Raw genomic sequence first — 15,105 nt, forward strand, 5'->3', positions numbered from 1 at the left:
TGCGCAGGTCTTGCCTGCGCAATCGTCTCAACTCAGGCGCGAGAGTTCAGCAGTCCGGCACCCGCCATCGCCGCCCGCAGCAGGGCATCCCCTTTTGCAGAGAGCGGCACCAACGGCAGGACTCAGGCGCGAGAGTTCAGCAGTCCGGCACCCGCCATCGCCGCCCGCAGCAGGGCATCCCCTTTTGCAGAGAGCGGCACCAACGGCAGGCGCACGCCATCGGAGATCACACCCTCCATGGCCAATGCCCGCTTGACGGGGCCGGGGCTTGCCTCGCAGAACATGGATGCGGCCAGCGGCGACAGCCAGTCGTGCAGGCTCAGGGCCTCGTCCTGGCGGCCTTCGGCCCAGGCACGGTACAGCGCCACCACTTCGGCCGGTCGCCAGTTCGACAGGACCGAGGTCAACCCCCGCGCCCCCAGCGCAAAGAAGGGCAGGGCCAGCCCGTCATCGCCGCAATGCACCACAAAGCCCTGACCACAGGCCGCCCGCAGCGCCGTGACGCGGGCCGGATCGCCGCCTGCCTCTTTGATCGCCACGATATTGCGATGGCTGCGGGCCAGTTCTGCGGCGGTGTCGGGGGCAATCGCCACGCCTGTCCGGCCTGGCACCGAATACAGCATGACGTCTGCCGCTCCTGCGGCTTCGGCGGCCGCTCCGAAATGCGCGATCAACCCTTCGGCCGAGGGCTTGTTGTAATAGGGTGTGATCAGCAACACGCCATGCGCCCCGGCCTCGACCGCGCGACGGGTGGCAGAGACGGTCTTTTTCGTCACATTGCTGCCCGTTCCCGCCAGCACATAGGCGGCATTCCCCGCGCGGCGCACGGTATGGGCGATGACGGCCAACGCCTCGTCCTCGTCCAGCGTCGCCGCCTCGCCCGTGGTGCCGACGGGCACCAGACCCGCGATACCTGCCTCCAACTGGCGGTCGATCAGGCGATCAAACGCGGCCCAGTCAATCTCTCCGCTGTCGGTAAACGGGGTGACAAGCGCAGTGAACACGCCGTCGAAACGGGTCAGGTCAGTCATGTTTCGATCCTTTCGGGTCTGCATCAGTCGATCACCACGCGGGGTTCCGACATTTCGCGGATGGCGATGCGCACACCCTCGCGCCCGAGGCCCGAGGATTTGACACCACCGAATGGCACGTGTTCGGCGCGGAAGTCCGGGCCTTCGTTCACCATGATCCCGCCGACCTGCAAGCCGCGGGTCAGCTTGCGGATGGCCGCGTGGTCGTTGGTGAAGACGCCAGCCTGTAGCCCGTAGTCGCTGGCATTGACCTCGGCCATGGCGGCATCCAGATCGGCAAACTGCCTCATCGCCAGAACAGGGCCAAAGGTTTCCTGTGCCACGAGGTCCATTGCAGGCAGCACATCCGCGATGACCGTAGGGGCCATCAGCGTGCCCTGCGCGGTGCCGCCTGTCAGCAGGCGGGCGCCCATGGCCTGGGCCCCGGCCAGACGTTGCAGGATCGTGTCGGCGGCGGTTGCGTCGATCACCGGGCCCATCTGGGTGGCCGGATCTGCCGGATCGCCAAAGCGATGGGCGGCCACCTTGTCCAGCAGGATGCCGGTAAATGCCTCGGCCACTGCGTCGTGAACATAGAGCTTCTTGACCGCCGCACAGCTTTGGCCTGCGATTTCATAGCGGTGGCCGATGGCCGTGGCGGCGGCAAGGTCCAGATCCGCATCGGGCAGGACGAACAGCGGATCGTTGCCGCCCAGTTCCATCAGGCAGCGCACAAGGCCGCTTGCCCGTTTCAGCGCCAGTCCGCCCTGCGGCCCGCCGGTGAAGGACAGCAGGTCGATGGGTGCGCGGGCCAGCGCCAGCGCGGTGTCCGCGCCCCCATGCACCACCTGCACCAGATCTTGAGGAAAACCGGCCTCGACCGTCAGGCCGACCAGGTGATCGGCCGCCAGCGGTGCCTTGGGCGACGGTTTCACCACCACCGCATTCCCGGCAGCAATGGCGGGGCCAAGTTTGTGGCACAGCAGATTGACCGGATAGTTGAACGGCGTGATCGCCGCCACCACGCCCACCGGAACATGGGTGACAACCGCCTGCCGGTCCACCCCGCCCGAGACGATGGCGCAGTGCATCACCTCGCCATCAAGGAAGGTCGCGGCATCGCCGGACAGGCGCAGCGTGTTCTGCGCGCGGCGCGTCTCGTTGCGCGCCTCGGTGATGGTCTTGCCCATCTCTGCGCAGATGGTCTGGGCCAGTATCTCGGCATCTCGGGCCAGCAGGTCGGCCAGCCGGTTCAGCAACTCGCGCCGCTGATGCGGTGTGGTGGCACGAAAGGCCGCCGCCGCCTGTTTCGCGCGCAGGACAGTGGACTGGACCTCTGCGTCCGAGGCGGCAGGCACATCCCCCACAGGGGCGCCGCTGAAGGGGTTCAGAACGGTGACGCGCGCAGATTGAGCGCGCAGCACGGGGGCGGCAAGGGTCATGCCGGATCTCCTTGGGTTTCATCGGGGGCGGCCAGAAGGTCCGCGATTGCAATGGGGCGGGCGGGCCAGCGGGCGGCGCCCAGCCGGGGTTTTTCCGTGTCGGGGGCGGCCAGTCGGGCCACCCATTCGGCGCAGAACCGACCCTGACAGGCCCCCATGGAAAACCGCCCGTCCAGCCGCAGTTGCCGGTCGGTGGGGCCAGGGCCAAGGGCACGCAGGTCGTTCAGGCTGCGTCCTTCGCAGCGGCACAGAATGGTGTCGCCGGGCAGGGCGGCCAGTCGCGCTGCGCCGTCATGGGCGTGCAGCCGCGCAACCAGTACCTGCGCGGCGCGCTGGCGGATCACTTCGGCCGCGGGGGCGGGCATTGGCTGGCCCAGAAGCCGTGCCGCCAAGGCCGCGCCCTGTGCCTGGCCGTCGGCCAGCGCGGCGCGTGCGCCCAGCGCCTCGCGGCAATCGCCAGCGCGGACCATGGGCAGGGCAGGGCAATCCGGCAGGCCGATGTCGTTGGGCGCGATGCCATCATGCAGGGCGATACGGTCCGCGCTCTGGCTGCGGCGTCCGGTCGGTGTGTCCAGATCGGCCAGCAGCGCGCCTGCCTCGGCCCGGATCGCCACCAGATGGGTGGCTGGCAGCACCGGCACGCCTGCCAGCCGCAGCCGGGCCAGGTACCCCGCCCCTTCGGTCAGATAGGAGAGGGGCAGGCCAAGGGCCGCCAACGGGCGGGCCAGCGGTCGCCCCGCCTCGACGATGGCAATGGGCGGGCGGCCAAGCCGCGTCAGTTCTGCCCCCAGCGCCAGCAGTAGCGGCCCCGATCCTGCCAGCAGCACCCGGCCTTCGGGCGGCTGGGCCAGCATCTTCAGCCGGGTCTGCAAGCTGCCGGCGGTTTCCACGCCCGGCAGGGTCCAGCCGGGGCGCGGCTGCACCCGTTCGCGTGCGCCGGTGGCGAGCACCAGTGCGCGGGGCCGGAACAGCCGCGCCCCCGCCCCGGTCAGCAACACGGCGCCGGTATGGTCCACCCCGCCAAAGGCGGTGCCCATGGCCAGCGTGATCCGCGCACCCTGGGCCTGCACTGCCGTCATCAGCCCGTCCCAGCGGCGGCGCTGCGTCCGGCTGGCAACAGACCGGACCCCCGGCAGCGGCTGGCGATGCACCGCCCCGCCAGGCGCTTGCGCCTGATCCGCGACCAGTACTTGCAAGCCCGCGCGGGCCAGTTCCACCGCCGCAGCAAGCCCGGCAAGCCCGGCGCCGATCACCAGAACGGGGCGCTCAGACATCATGCTCTCCATCCTCGGGGAAAACGTCCATTCCGGTGCGGCAGGGGGTCAGGCAGGCCTCGACCAGCCGCCCGCCGACCCGGACCAGACAGCCCTGGCATTGACCGATCCCGCAGAATACCGCGCGGGGCTGGCCGGTGGGGGCCTGCCCCAGAATGAGCACCCCCGCGCGGATCAATGCGCTGGCGAGTGACTCGCCGGGATGGAAGGGAATGGGGCGGCCCTGCCACAGGATCGTGCTCATGCCCGGCCCTCCTGCCGTTGGGGGGTGAACCGGCTGGGTGACAGCGCGTTCAGATCGGCGGCCACGGCGTCGGACGGCGGCAGACCCCGCGCCATGCGGGCAACCTCGGCGCCGATCAGGGCCGACAGGCAGATGCCATCGCCCTCGAATCCGGTGGCCATCAGGATGCGCGGCGCATCCGGCAGCGGCCCGACGATGGGCAACCCGTCGGCAACGGCCGCGCGGATGCCCGCAAAGGCCCGGATCACCCGCAACTCCGCCAGCATCGGCCAGGCGGCCACCGACCGCGTCATCAACTGGCGCAGCGTTGCGAAATCCACCCGCAACGGATCGCCATGATCCTCGCGGCTGGAGCCTATGATGAATTGTCCGGTCGCCAGCGGGTCGATCACGACGGGCGGCAACGGGGCCGCAGCGGGGGAATCGGTCTTTGCCAGCAGATAAGCCGCCGCAGTCAGCGAACCGGGCAGGGCGCCCGCAGGCCCCCGGTCGGTGATGAACAACTGACCCGCACGAGGGATGACCGGCAGGGCAGGGAAATGATCGGGGGTCGAGACCCCCAGCGCCGCCACCAGCCGCCCGGCCCGCAGGCGCCGCGCGCCCAGATCCAGCGTCACGCCGGCGTCGTCCGCAGTGATTCCCATGATGCGCGCAGGCCAGACAGGCGTAATCCCCGGTCGCGCAAGATAGGCGCGCACGGCCTTGTGCCCCGGCATATGCCCTTCGCCGTCCAGCGCCACCAACCGTTCGACCCCGGTGCCAAGGCCAGGCAGCACGCCGCGCCCGCCATCGGCGCTGACCCGTACCGGCCCGGCGATCTGGCCCAGCTTGACGATCAGCGCATCCATGGCCGCCAGTTCTGCTGCACCCTGGCCAAAGACATAGGAGGGGCGCGCCTGGAACGCGCCTGCCAGCGGGCCGCCTTGCGACAGCACACGGGTATAGAGCAACGAGGCAGAGGCCAGCCGCGCCAGCGGTCCGGGCTTTTTCGAGGCCACCGATACCGCGCCATCCGACGCCCCCGAAGCCGCAGCAGCCGGGCCTGTGGCGTCGATCACCGCCACGCTCAGCCCGGCCCCGGCAAGATGCCAAGCGACCGAGGCGCCGACGATTCCGGCACCGGCAATGGCCACGTCAAAGTCTGGGGGCTGGGGCAAGGGGGGCCTCATGGGTGCGGTGGGGCGGCATTGCGGCGCGCTGACAGATGAACGGTAGCCCGGCCTCTGGCATCCGGCGATGCAAAATTGCAGCTCGGACTTACAACAATATTTGCAAGATTTCGGGAATGACCCCGGAATACCCAAGTACGATAGGTAATGCTTCAAGTCTGTTTATACCTTGGGCCTGCTTTCTTGTATTGATCGGCGTGATGAAAACAGGCTGCTATGGGGCAGCCGGCCCGACAGAAGGTCCGGGCACGAGAAACCCGTCAGAACCCGCGCGGTCCGCCGCGCCCACACGGAGGTGACAATGTTCCTGAAATCCCTGGCCGCCGGCATGACCGCGGCTGCCCTTGCCCTTGCGGCGACCTTTGGCGTCGCGCAGGCGCAGCAGAAATCCACCGTCGATGAAATCCGCGACCGGGGCGTGCTGCGCATTGCGGGTATCCTGAACGAAGACCCCTATTTCTCCAAGGATCCGCGCACCGGCGAATGGCGCGGCTTTGTTGTCGAGATGGGCAAGAATATGGCCGAGGAACTGGGCGTCAAGCTGGAGGTTGTCGAATCCAGCTGGTCGAATTCCATCCTCGACGTGCAGTCCGGCAAGGTCGATCTGGCCTTTGCGCTGACCGCGCTGCCGAAACGCGCGCTGGCGGTGCACTTCTCGGCCCCGACCTACTACAACAGTTTTACCATCATCTCGCCGAAAGCCGAACTGGCCAGCAAGACCTGGGCCGAACTGAATGACCCGGCCTATACCATCGCGGTGGATCTGGGATCGTCGCAGGATCAGATCACGCGGGCCTATCTGCCGAAAGCCAATATCCTGCGCTTCAAGACCCGCGACGAGGCTGTTCTGGCCGTGGCCACCGGCAAGGCCGATGCGATCATCAACACCGTGTTCAACAGCATGGTGATGACCAAGAAGAACGCGGCCATCGGCAAGGTCTATGTGCCGCAGCCCATCCTGTCCTCGCCCTCGGTCGTGGGCATGAACCAGAACGCCGATGATGTGTGGCGCGGTTTCGTGTCGGCCTGGGCGGACTACAACCGCCGTGTCGGCAACAACCAGACCTGGATCCTGATGGGCCTGGAACCCTTTGGCATCGGGCTGGACGATCTGCCCGAAGGCTTTGACATCAACGGCTGAGGCCATTCGCGCGGGCCTTTGCCTGGCCCGCGCCAACAACCGGATCAACGGTCAGGGAGACAGGCATGTACAGCTGGGACTTCTACACCGTCATGCAGTCCTTCGATCTGTTCCTGATCGGGATCTGGACGACGTTTCTTTATACCATCGGCTCCATCGCGCTGGGCGTGGTGATCGGCCTTGCGGCCTGTTTCGCCCGGCTGTCGCGCTTTGCCGCGCTGCGCGTTCTGGCCCGCAGCTATCAGGAGCTGTTCCGCTGCACCCCGCTTCTGGTGCAGATCCTGTGGGCCTACTATGCGCTGCCCATGCTGTTGGGCGTCTCGATCTCCAACACGACGGCCGGGGTGCTTACGCTGTCGCTCTATGTCGGGTCGTTTTATGCCGAGATTTTCCGTGGCGGCATCAACGCCATAGACAAGGGCCAACGCGAGGCGGCGGCGGCCGTGGGCATGTCGGGTGTGCAGTCGATGACCCACATCATCCTGCCACAGGCCGTCAAGAAGATGCTGCCCGCCTTCATCAACCAGTCGGTCATTCAGGTAAAGAACACCTCGTTGCTGTATGCGATTTCGGTGGCGGAACTGACCTACATGACCTCTGTGGTGAATTCCGAAACTTATCGCCCGCTCGAAGCCTATTCGCTGGCCGCGCTGATGTACTTCGTCATGCTGTTCCCGCTGACGCAGATCGCCGACCACTTTGAACGCCGGATGCGGCGCAGCGACTGAGGACAGGACCATGACCGAACCCGTGATCGCCGTGCGCGGCCTGACCAAATCCTTCGGCTCGCTGGATGTGCTGAAGGGCATCGACCTTGACCTCATGCCCGGCGAAGTGCTTGGCCTGATCGGGCCATCGGGCTCTGGCAAGTCCACGCTGATCCGTTGCCTGAACATGATGGAAACGCCATCGGGCGGCCGTTTCACCTTCAAGGGCCAGGAGGTGACGACCCGTTTTCGCGGCAAGGGCGCGCGCATAGGCACCGGAGAGCTGCGCCGCGATGTGGGGATGGTGTTTCAGCACTTCAACCTGTTCCCGCATCTGACGGTGATCGACAACATCACCAAAGGTCCGCGCATCGTGCGTGGCCAGTCGCGGGCCGAGGCCGAGGCGCTGGCCATGGATCTGCTGGCGCAGGTCGGGCTGGCCGACAAGGCAAATGCCTATCCTTCGCATCTGTCGGGGGGGCAGAAACAGCGCGTGGCGATTGCCCGTGCGCTGGCGATGAAACCCGATGTGCTGCTGCTGGACGAGGTGACATCGGCCCTGGACCCCGAGCTGGTCGGCGAGGTGCTGGCGGTGATCCGCCGCCTGGCCGAAGGCGGCATGACCATGGTTCTGGTCACGCATGAAATGGGCTTTGCCGCCGATATCGCCAGCCGCGTGATCTTCATGGAGCAGGGCCGGATCGCCGAGGAAGGCAGCCCCGACGAGATCCTGCGCAACCCCCGGTCAGAGCGCCTGCGCAGCTTCCTGTCGCGGTTCCATGGGTAATGGCGATGGAGGGTGGCGCCTTTCCGGTTCTGGTGCTTGGCTCGGGGCGTATGGCGCAGCGCATCGCGCATACCTTTGCCGATGATCCGCGTTTCGCCCCCACGCTGGCCGCGCGGGATGCCGATGCGGTGCTGGGCCCCGGCTTTGCGGTTCTGCCCCCGCTGACGGGCGCGTTGTCCGAGGCGCTTGCGCGGGCGTTGCGAGGGCAGCGGGCGGTGGTGCTGGCGGATCCGGCACTGACGGGCGCCGAGGTGGCGCGCGCGGCCCTGATGGCGGGGTGCCACTATCTCGACATTGTGGAAAGTGCGGCATCCGGCGCCGCTGTGGCGCGGATGGCAGACGAGGCGCGCGCCGCAGGCGTCACGCTGGCGCCGGGCTGCGGCCTTGCGCCCGGCTGGGTGACGGCACTGGCTGCCGAGACTCTGGCCGAGGCCAGTCCGGGCGATGAAATCACCGTCTTTGTCGGGGTGTTGCCCGCGCAGCCCGCGAACCGGCTGGGCTATGCCAATATCTGGGGGATCGAGGGGCTGGTGGCCGAATATACCGCGCCCTGCCTTGCAGTCCGCAACGGCGTCTTGGCCGATCTGCCCCCGCTGGCCGAAGAAGAGACGGTGCATTTCGCAGGACAGCGGCTGGAGGCATTCACCACGGCGGGCAGTCTGGATGTGCTGGCCCGCGACTGGCAGGGCCGCATCGGCGGGTTGGTGTTCAAGACCCTGCGCCATCCCGGCCATCTGGAGTATATCCGGTTCCTGCTGGACGACTTGGGGCTGGGCAAGCGGCTGTACCAGTTCCGCACCCTGCTGACCACCGCGCTGCCCCGAACAGAGGACGACCGGGTTCTGATCGCCATTCGCCGCCGCAGCGGCGCGACAGAGCATTGGGCCTCGCATGTGATGCAGGCCGGGTCCGACGGGTCCGGCACGCCGGTCAGTGCCGTCTCGACCGTCACCGCCGCGCATGTCTGTGCCACGCTGGATCTGATCCGCCGGGGCGATGTGGCGCCGGGGCTGGCGGCGCCCGGCGATCTGCGGCCGGGGCTCTTGCGCCGCTCTGCCTTCTTCGGTCTTCTGGAACCGGACCGGATGGTGGGGCAGGCGGTGTGAGCGGGACAGGCCGATGACGCGGCGCGGCAGCAAGGACGAACCGACCCCGGCCGCCGATGAGCGGCGGCCGAAGGTTGATATTTCGCTGTTGCAGACCTTTCACCTTGTGGCGCGCACGGGCTCGTTTTCTGCGGCATCGCGAGAGTTGAGCATCTCGTATCAGTCCGCCGCCAATCATGTGCGGCGGCTGGAACAGATCTATGGCGCCCGGCTGATCGAGGCAGAGAAAGGCTCGCGCTCTGTGACCCTGACCCCACAGGGGCGGGCGCTTCATGCCTCGCTGGGCGGGGAACTCGACACGATCCTGTCGCGGATATCGGTGCTGCTGCATGATGTGCGCTCGGTCCTGCGGGTGGGCGTGCCACAGGCACTGTTCCACCATTTCTTTCCCGCCATTCTTCAGGAGTTCCGCGCTCAGGCACCGGATCTGGAACTGGCGTTCTTCGAACGCGATACCACGCTGGAAAAGATGATGATGGACGGGGCGCTGGATGCCGCCGTCAGTGAACGCAGCTTCAGCCATCCGGCCATCACCCAGCACCTGTTGGGCAGCTATCGCCTTGCGCTGGTCTGGCCTGCCGACTGGGGCATTCCCGAAGATGGGGCGGATCTGGCGGTGTTCCGTGACCGGCCCTTTGTGACCTATGAACCCGGCCAGCCGGTGCGCACCGGGTCGATCGACTATCTGACGCGCCAGATGGGCGCCCCGCCACGTGTGGCGACATCGGTTTCGGGTTCGACCAGCATCACCCGGCTGATTGCCGAAGGATTGGGCTATGGCGTTCTGCCCGAATGGGCGGTCGAGGATGATGGCCACCGCGTGTTGCGCCGCGTGTTGACAGGGATGGAGCCGATGAAGCTGTGGTTCGCGCATACGGCGTTTCTGGGCACCAACCGATATGTCCAGACATTGCACCACTGTTGCCGCAAGGCGTTGGGCTGAGTGCAGGCGGGCCATTCCCGACCGCCATGCGGCCCGGCGACGGCAGGTTCAGGCGCCACCGGCGGTGTCACGCAAAATTCGCCCACCCTCTGGCATGTTCGATTTGATATCCACCGCGATCCCGGCGTAGTCTGATGTCGGGGAGTACACTGCGCGATGACCAGCCAACCAGGATCGGCGCCTGATAGTGCGTCGACAGTAGCGGGAATTATCGAACGGCATCACGACAGGGAAGGCGCGCTTCTTCCCGTTCTGCATGATGTGCAGGACAGGTTCGGTCATATCCCCCCCGAGGTTCTGCCGCAGATCGCAGATGCGCTTGGCATGTCGACGGCCGAAATTCACGGGGTTGTCACCTTTTACCATGATTTCCGTCAGGCCCCCGCAGGGCGCCATGTGGTGAAGATCTGCCGGGCCGAGGCGTGTCAGGCGGTGGGTGCCGATCAGCTTGCCGCCCTGGTGCGGGACCGGCTTGGGCTGGATTGGCATGACACATCGCGCGATGGCCGGGTAACGCTGGAGCCGGTGTTCTGCCTTGGTCTGTGTGCCTGCGGTCCGGCGGCAATGGTCGATGGGCGGTTGGTGGCCCGTCTGGATCGGGACAAGCTCGACCGGCTGCTGGAGGGGCTGACATGATGCGGGTCTATGTTCCCATGGACGCGGCCGCGCGGGCCTTGGGGGCCGATGATGTGGCAGAGGCGATCCAGACCGAAGCGGCCGCGCGGGGGGTGGACATTGCCCTTGTACGCAATGGCAGCCGGGGCATGGTCTGGCTGGAGCCGCTGGTCGAGATCGCGACGGATCAGGGCCGCATCGCCTTTGGCCCGATGACGCCGGCGGATGTGCCGGCCCTGTTCGAAGCCCCGGCCACGCACCCCAAGGCGATGGGGGCGACAGAAGACCTGCCCTGGATGCGGCGCCAGACCCGGCTGACCTTTGCCCGCACCGGGGTGGTCGACCCGCAAAGCCTGTCAGATTACGAGCGGCACGGCGGCTTGCGCGGCCTGCGCCGTGCGCTGGACATGACCCCCGCGCAGATCGTGGCCGAGGTGACGGCCTCGGGCTTGCGTGGACGGGGCGGCGCGGGATTCCCCACCGGCATCAAGTGGAAAACCGTCCACGATGCGCCGGGGCCGCAGAAATACATCGTCTGCAACGCGGATGAAGGCGACAGCGCCACCTTTGCCGACCGGATGCTGATGGAGGGCGACCCCTTTACGCTGATCGAGGGCATGGTGATCGCAGGCATCGCGGTCGGTGCGACGCGGGGTTACGTCTATACCCGGTCCGAATATCCCGATGCGGTGGCGCAGATGCGGCGGGCCATTGCGGCGGCGCATGGGGCGGGGCTGCTCGGGGCATCCGTCCTGGGATCGGCCCATGCCTTTGACATCGAGGTGCGGGTCGGCGCCGGGGCCTATGTTTGCGGCGAGGAAACCAGCCTCCTGAACTCGCTGGAGGGCAAGCGGGGCGTGGTGCGGGCCAAGCCGCCGCTGCCTGCGTTGCAGGGCTTCATGGGGCGGCCCACGGTGGTCAACAATGTGATCTCGCTGGCTTCTGTCCCGGTGATCCTGGATCGGGGGGCGGCGGCCTATGCCGCGTTCGGTCTGGGCCGTTCGCAAGGCACCATGGCGCTGCAACTGGCCGGAAATGTGAAATACGGCGGCCTGTTCGAAGTCGCCTTTGGCCTGACCCTGGGCGAGATTGTCCACGACATCGGCGGCGGCACTGCCACGGGGCGTCCGGTCAAGGCGGTGCAGGTGGGTGGGCCGCTGGGGGCGTGGTTCCCGCCCGCATTGTTCGACACGCCCTTTACCTATGAACATTTTGCCGCTGCTGGCGGGCTGATCGGCCATGCGGGCTTGACCGTGGCCGATGACAGCCTGGACATGCTGGCCATGGCCCGCTTTGCAATGGAATTCTGCGCCATCGAAAGCTGTGGCAAATGCACGCCCTGCCGCATCGGCGCCGTGCGCGGGGTGGAAACGCTGGACCGCATCCGGGCGGGCGATGCTGGCGCCATTCCCCTGCTGACCGACCTATGCGCCACGATGAAGGCCGGGTCACTGTGCGCACTGGGGGGGTTTACGCCCTATCCGGTGATGTCTGCGCTGACCCATTTCCCCGATGATTTCATCCCTCGGAGGGAGGCTGCCGAATGACCGCCGACAAACCCAAGGGCCCCGCCTCTTACTTTCCGTCGATCGAGGCGAAATATGGCCATCCGATGCAGCACTGGTTCGACCAGATCGCGCCGCGTCTGGACCAGCCGCACATGCAGATCGTGGGCTTCCTGAAAGATGAACATGGCATGGGCCACGGCCATGCCAATGCCATCGTCGCCCATGCGCTGGCCGCGCGGAAAGGGGGCTGAGATGAAGGATTTCATCCTGCCCCCGGACCGCGACATGGGCACTCCCGCCAGCCGGTCGCCCACCATGGTCACGCTGGAGATTGACGGGTTCTCCGTGACCGTCCCCGAAGGCACCAGCCTGATGCGGGCGGCCGCCGAAATCGGTATCGCGGTTCCCAAATTGTGCGCCACAGACACGTTGGAGGCCTTTGGCTCTTGCCGCCTGTGTTTGGTGGAAATCGAGGGCCGGCCCGGCACCCCGGCCAGTTGTACCACGCCGGTCGCACCGGGGCTCAGGGTGTATACCCAGACGGCCACGCTCAAACAGCTCCGCCGCGGGGTGATGGAGCTTTATATCTCGGACCATCCGCTGGATTGCCTGACCTGCGCGGCCAACGGCGACTGCGAATTGCAGGACATGGCAGGGGCCGTCGGCCTGCGCGAGGTGCGGTATGGCACGCCGCCAGAAGCGGGCGCCGAAGTTAATGAAATCGCAACACATTTTCGCGCGCGAAACACGGGCGGCGAGGCCAATCCAGATTGGCGGCCCAAGGATCAGTCGAATCCCTATTTCACCTATGATCCGTCGAAATGCATTGTCTGCAACCGCTGTGTCCGGGCCTGCGAAGAGGTGCAGGGCACCTTTGCCCTGACCATCGACGGGCGCGGCTGGGATAGCCGGGTCAGCACCGGGGCGGCGGATTTTCTGTCGTCCGATTGTGTGTCATGTGGCGCCTGTGTGCAGGCCTGCCCGACCGCCACCCTGACCGAAAACACGGTGATCGAGATTGGAACGCCCGAACGCTCGGTCGTCACCACCTGCGCCTATTGCGGTGTCGGCTGCCAGTTCAAGGCCGAGATGCGCGGCGACGAACTGGTGCGCATGGTGCCGTGGAAACACGGCAAGGCGAACCGGGGCCATTCCTGCGTCAAGGGCCGGTTCGCCTGGGGCTATGCCACTCACCGCGACCGTATCCTGCACCCGATGATCCGCGAGCGGATCACCGACCCCTGGCGCGAGGTGTCGTGGCCCGAGGCGTTGACCTTTGCCGCCGACCGGATGCGGGGCATTCAGGCGCGCTACGGGCGGCAGTCGGTGGGTGTCATCACGTCCAGCCGCTGCACCAACGAAGAAACCTATCTGGTGCAAAAGCTGGCCCGTGCGGTGTTCCTGAACAACAATACCGACACCTGCGCCCGCGTCTGCCATTCGCCTACCGGCTATGGCCTTGGCCAGACCTATGGCACCAGTGCAGGCACCCAGGATTTCGACAGCGTGGAACAGTGCGATGTCGCGCTGGTGATCGGGGCGAACCCGCATGCGGGGCATCCGGTCTTTGCCAGCCGGCTGAAGAAACGCCTGCGGCAAGGCGCCCGGCTGATCGTCATTGACCCGCGCCGCACCGAAAGCGTCGAGGGTCCGCATTACAAGGCCGCGCACCATCTGGCGCTGCGACCGGGCACCAATGTGGCCGTGGTGTCCGCCATGGCGCATGTGATCGTTACCGAAGGGCTGGTGAACGAGGCATTCATCCGCGCCCGCTGCGACTGGGACGAATACCAGGAGTATGTCGAGTTCATCGCCGACCCGCGCCATGCCCCCGAGGCGGTCGAAGGCGTGACCGGCGTTGCCGCCGACCAGATCCGCGCCGCCGCCCGTCTCTATGCCACCGGGGGCAATGCGGCCATCTATTACGGGTTGGGCGTGACCGAACACTCGCAGGGCTCTACCACCGTGATCGCCATTGCGAATCTTGCCATGCTGACCGGAAATATCGGCCGCCCCGGTGTGGGGGTGAACCCCTTGCGCGGGCAGAACAATGTGCAAGGCAGTTGCGACATGGGATCGTTCCCGCACGAGCTGCCCGGCTATCGCCACGTCAAGAACCCCGAAGTGCGCGCAATCTTCGAGGCGGCCTGGGGCGTGCCGATCGACCCGGAGCCCGGTCTGCGCATTCCGAACATGCTGGATGCGGCGGTCGAGGGCACGTTCCGCGGCCTTTACTGTCAGGGCGAGGATATCCTGCAATCCGACCCCGATACGAAACACGTGGCCGCAGCATTGGCCGCCATGGACTGTGTGATCGTCCATGACCTGTTCCTGAACGAGACGGCGAATTACGCCCATGTGTTCCTGCCCGGCTCGTCCTTTCTGGAAAAGGATGGCACCTTTACCAACGCGGAACGCCGCATCAACCGCGTGCGCCGGGTGATGGCCCCCAAGGCGGGCCATGCGGATTGGGAAGTCACCCAGATGCTGGCCAATGCCATGGGTGCGGAATGGGCCTACACCCATCCGTCACAGATCATGGCCGAGATTGCCGCGACAACGCCCAGCTTTGCGGGCGTCACCTATGACCGGCTTGACCAGCTAGGGTCGATCCAGTGGCCTTGCAACGACGACGCGCCAGAGGGAACGCCGCTGATGCATGTCGAGGGGTTTGTCCGGGGCAGGGGGCGTTTTATCCGCACCGAATATGTGGCAACGGATGAACGCACCGGCCCGCGCTACCCTCTGCTGCTGACGACGGGCCGCATCCTGTCGCAATACAATGTCGGTGCACAGACACGGCGCACCGCGAATGTGGCCTGGCATGCCGAGGATGTGCTGGAAATCCATCCGCATGATGCCGAGACCCGAGGTATCCGCCATGGTGACTGGGTGCGCCTGGCGAGCCGGTCGGGCGAGACCACCCTGCGCGCCGACCTGACCGACCGTGTGGCGCCCGGCGTGGTCTATACCACCTTTCACCATCCCGAAACGCAGGCAAATGTGATCACAACCGACCATTCCGACTGGGCCACCAACTGCCCGGAATACAAGGTGACGGCGGTGCAGGTGTCGCCCTCGAACGGGCCGAGCGACTGGCAAAAAAGCTATCAGGCGCAATCCGATCAGGCGCGGCGCATCCTGCCTGCGGCGGAATGA

14 protein-coding genes are annotated in these 15,105 nt (G+C 66.5%); 9 read left to right on the forward strand and 5 right to left on the reverse strand.

Translation table 11 applies throughout. From position 1 onward, the window contains the following. Positions 1–122: 122 nt before the first annotated feature. Genes dapA through BW970_RS14845 form a run of 5 tightly spaced genes read right to left on the reverse strand, consistent with a single transcriptional unit; the run spans position 123 to position 5,127 of the window. Positions 123–1,031, reverse strand: coding sequence for a 4-hydroxy-tetrahydrodipicolinate synthase (dapA, locus tag BW970_RS14825; RefSeq protein WP_076532768.1), 909 nt, complete (start codon positions 1,029–1,031; stop codon positions 123–125). Between the two features lie 23 nt (positions 1,032–1,054). Next, on the reverse strand, positions 1,055–2,452 hold the full coding sequence (locus tag BW970_RS14830) for an aldehyde dehydrogenase family protein (protein WP_076532771.1): 1,398 nt from the start codon (positions 2,450–2,452) through the stop codon (positions 1,055–1,057). Continuing rightward, the gene (locus BW970_RS14835; protein ID WP_076532987.1) at positions 2,449–3,726 is read right to left on the reverse strand and encodes an FAD-dependent oxidoreductase; all 1,278 of its coding nucleotides are present in this window, start codon (positions 3,724–3,726) and stop codon (positions 2,449–2,451) included. Before BW970_RS14835 ends, BW970_RS14830 begins: the two co-directional genes overlap by 4 nt. Further along, on the reverse strand, positions 3,719–3,970 hold the full coding sequence (locus BW970_RS14840) for a (2Fe-2S)-binding protein (RefSeq protein WP_076532777.1): 252 nt from the start codon (positions 3,968–3,970) through the stop codon (positions 3,719–3,721). The genes BW970_RS14835 and BW970_RS14840 overlap by 8 nt, the downstream gene beginning before the upstream one ends. Further along, the gene (locus BW970_RS14845) at positions 3,967–5,127 is read right to left on the reverse strand and encodes an NAD(P)/FAD-dependent oxidoreductase (RefSeq protein WP_159441446.1); all 1,161 of its coding nucleotides are present in this window, start codon (positions 5,125–5,127) and stop codon (positions 3,967–3,969) included. Before BW970_RS14845 ends, BW970_RS14840 begins: the two co-directional genes overlap by 4 nt. A 313-nt stretch (positions 5,128–5,440) precedes the next feature. Here BW970_RS14845 and BW970_RS14850 point away from each other — a divergent pair, with 313 nt between their 5' ends. The 9 genes from BW970_RS14850 (at position 5,441) to fdhF (ending at position 15,105) form a co-directional block, all read left to right on the forward strand. Next, complete coding sequence (locus BW970_RS14850) at positions 5,441–6,280, forward strand: transporter substrate-binding domain-containing protein (RefSeq protein WP_076532784.1); 840 nt, start codon at positions 5,441–5,443, stop codon at positions 6,278–6,280. Positions 6,281–6,345: 65 nt separating this feature from the next. After that, positions 6,346–7,008, forward strand: coding sequence for an amino acid ABC transporter permease (locus tag BW970_RS14855; protein ID WP_076532787.1), 663 nt, complete (start codon positions 6,346–6,348; stop codon positions 7,006–7,008). Positions 7,009–7,018: 10 nt separating this feature from the next. Next, positions 7,019–7,774 (forward strand): amino acid ABC transporter ATP-binding protein, encoded by a 756-nt coding sequence (locus tag BW970_RS14860; RefSeq protein WP_076532790.1) that lies wholly within the window; start codon positions 7,019–7,021, stop codon positions 7,772–7,774. After that, complete coding sequence (locus BW970_RS14865) at positions 7,774–8,880, forward strand: saccharopine dehydrogenase family protein (protein WP_076532792.1); 1,107 nt, start codon at positions 7,774–7,776, stop codon at positions 8,878–8,880. The genes BW970_RS14860 and BW970_RS14865 overlap by 1 nt, the downstream gene beginning before the upstream one ends. Before the next feature lie 13 nt (positions 8,881–8,893). Continuing rightward, complete coding sequence (locus tag BW970_RS14870; RefSeq protein ID WP_076532794.1) at positions 8,894–9,823, forward strand: LysR family transcriptional regulator; 930 nt, start codon at positions 8,894–8,896, stop codon at positions 9,821–9,823. Positions 9,824–9,979: 156 nt separating this feature from the next. After that, a complete protein-coding gene (locus BW970_RS14875) occupies positions 9,980–10,459 on the forward strand; it encodes a formate dehydrogenase subunit gamma (protein WP_076532796.1) in 480 nt (159 codons plus the stop codon). After that, on the forward strand, positions 10,459–11,985 hold the full coding sequence (locus tag BW970_RS14880; protein WP_076532989.1) for a formate dehydrogenase beta subunit: 1,527 nt from the start codon (positions 10,459–10,461) through the stop codon (positions 11,983–11,985). The genes BW970_RS14875 and BW970_RS14880 overlap by 1 nt, the downstream gene beginning before the upstream one ends. Beyond that, entirely contained in the window at positions 11,982–12,197 is a 216-nt protein-coding gene (locus BW970_RS14885; RefSeq protein WP_076532799.1) for a DUF4287 domain-containing protein, read from the forward strand. Before BW970_RS14880 ends, BW970_RS14885 begins: the two co-directional genes overlap by 4 nt. 1 nt (position 12,198) lies before the next feature. Further along, positions 12,199–15,105, forward strand: coding sequence for a formate dehydrogenase subunit alpha (fdhF, locus tag BW970_RS14890; protein ID WP_076532801.1), 2,907 nt, complete (start codon positions 12,199–12,201; stop codon positions 15,103–15,105).

It is taken from the genome of Gemmobacter megaterium (assembly GCF_900156815.1).
Classification (GTDB): Bacteria; Pseudomonadota; Alphaproteobacteria; order Rhodobacterales; family Rhodobacteraceae; genus Wagnerdoeblera; species Wagnerdoeblera megaterium.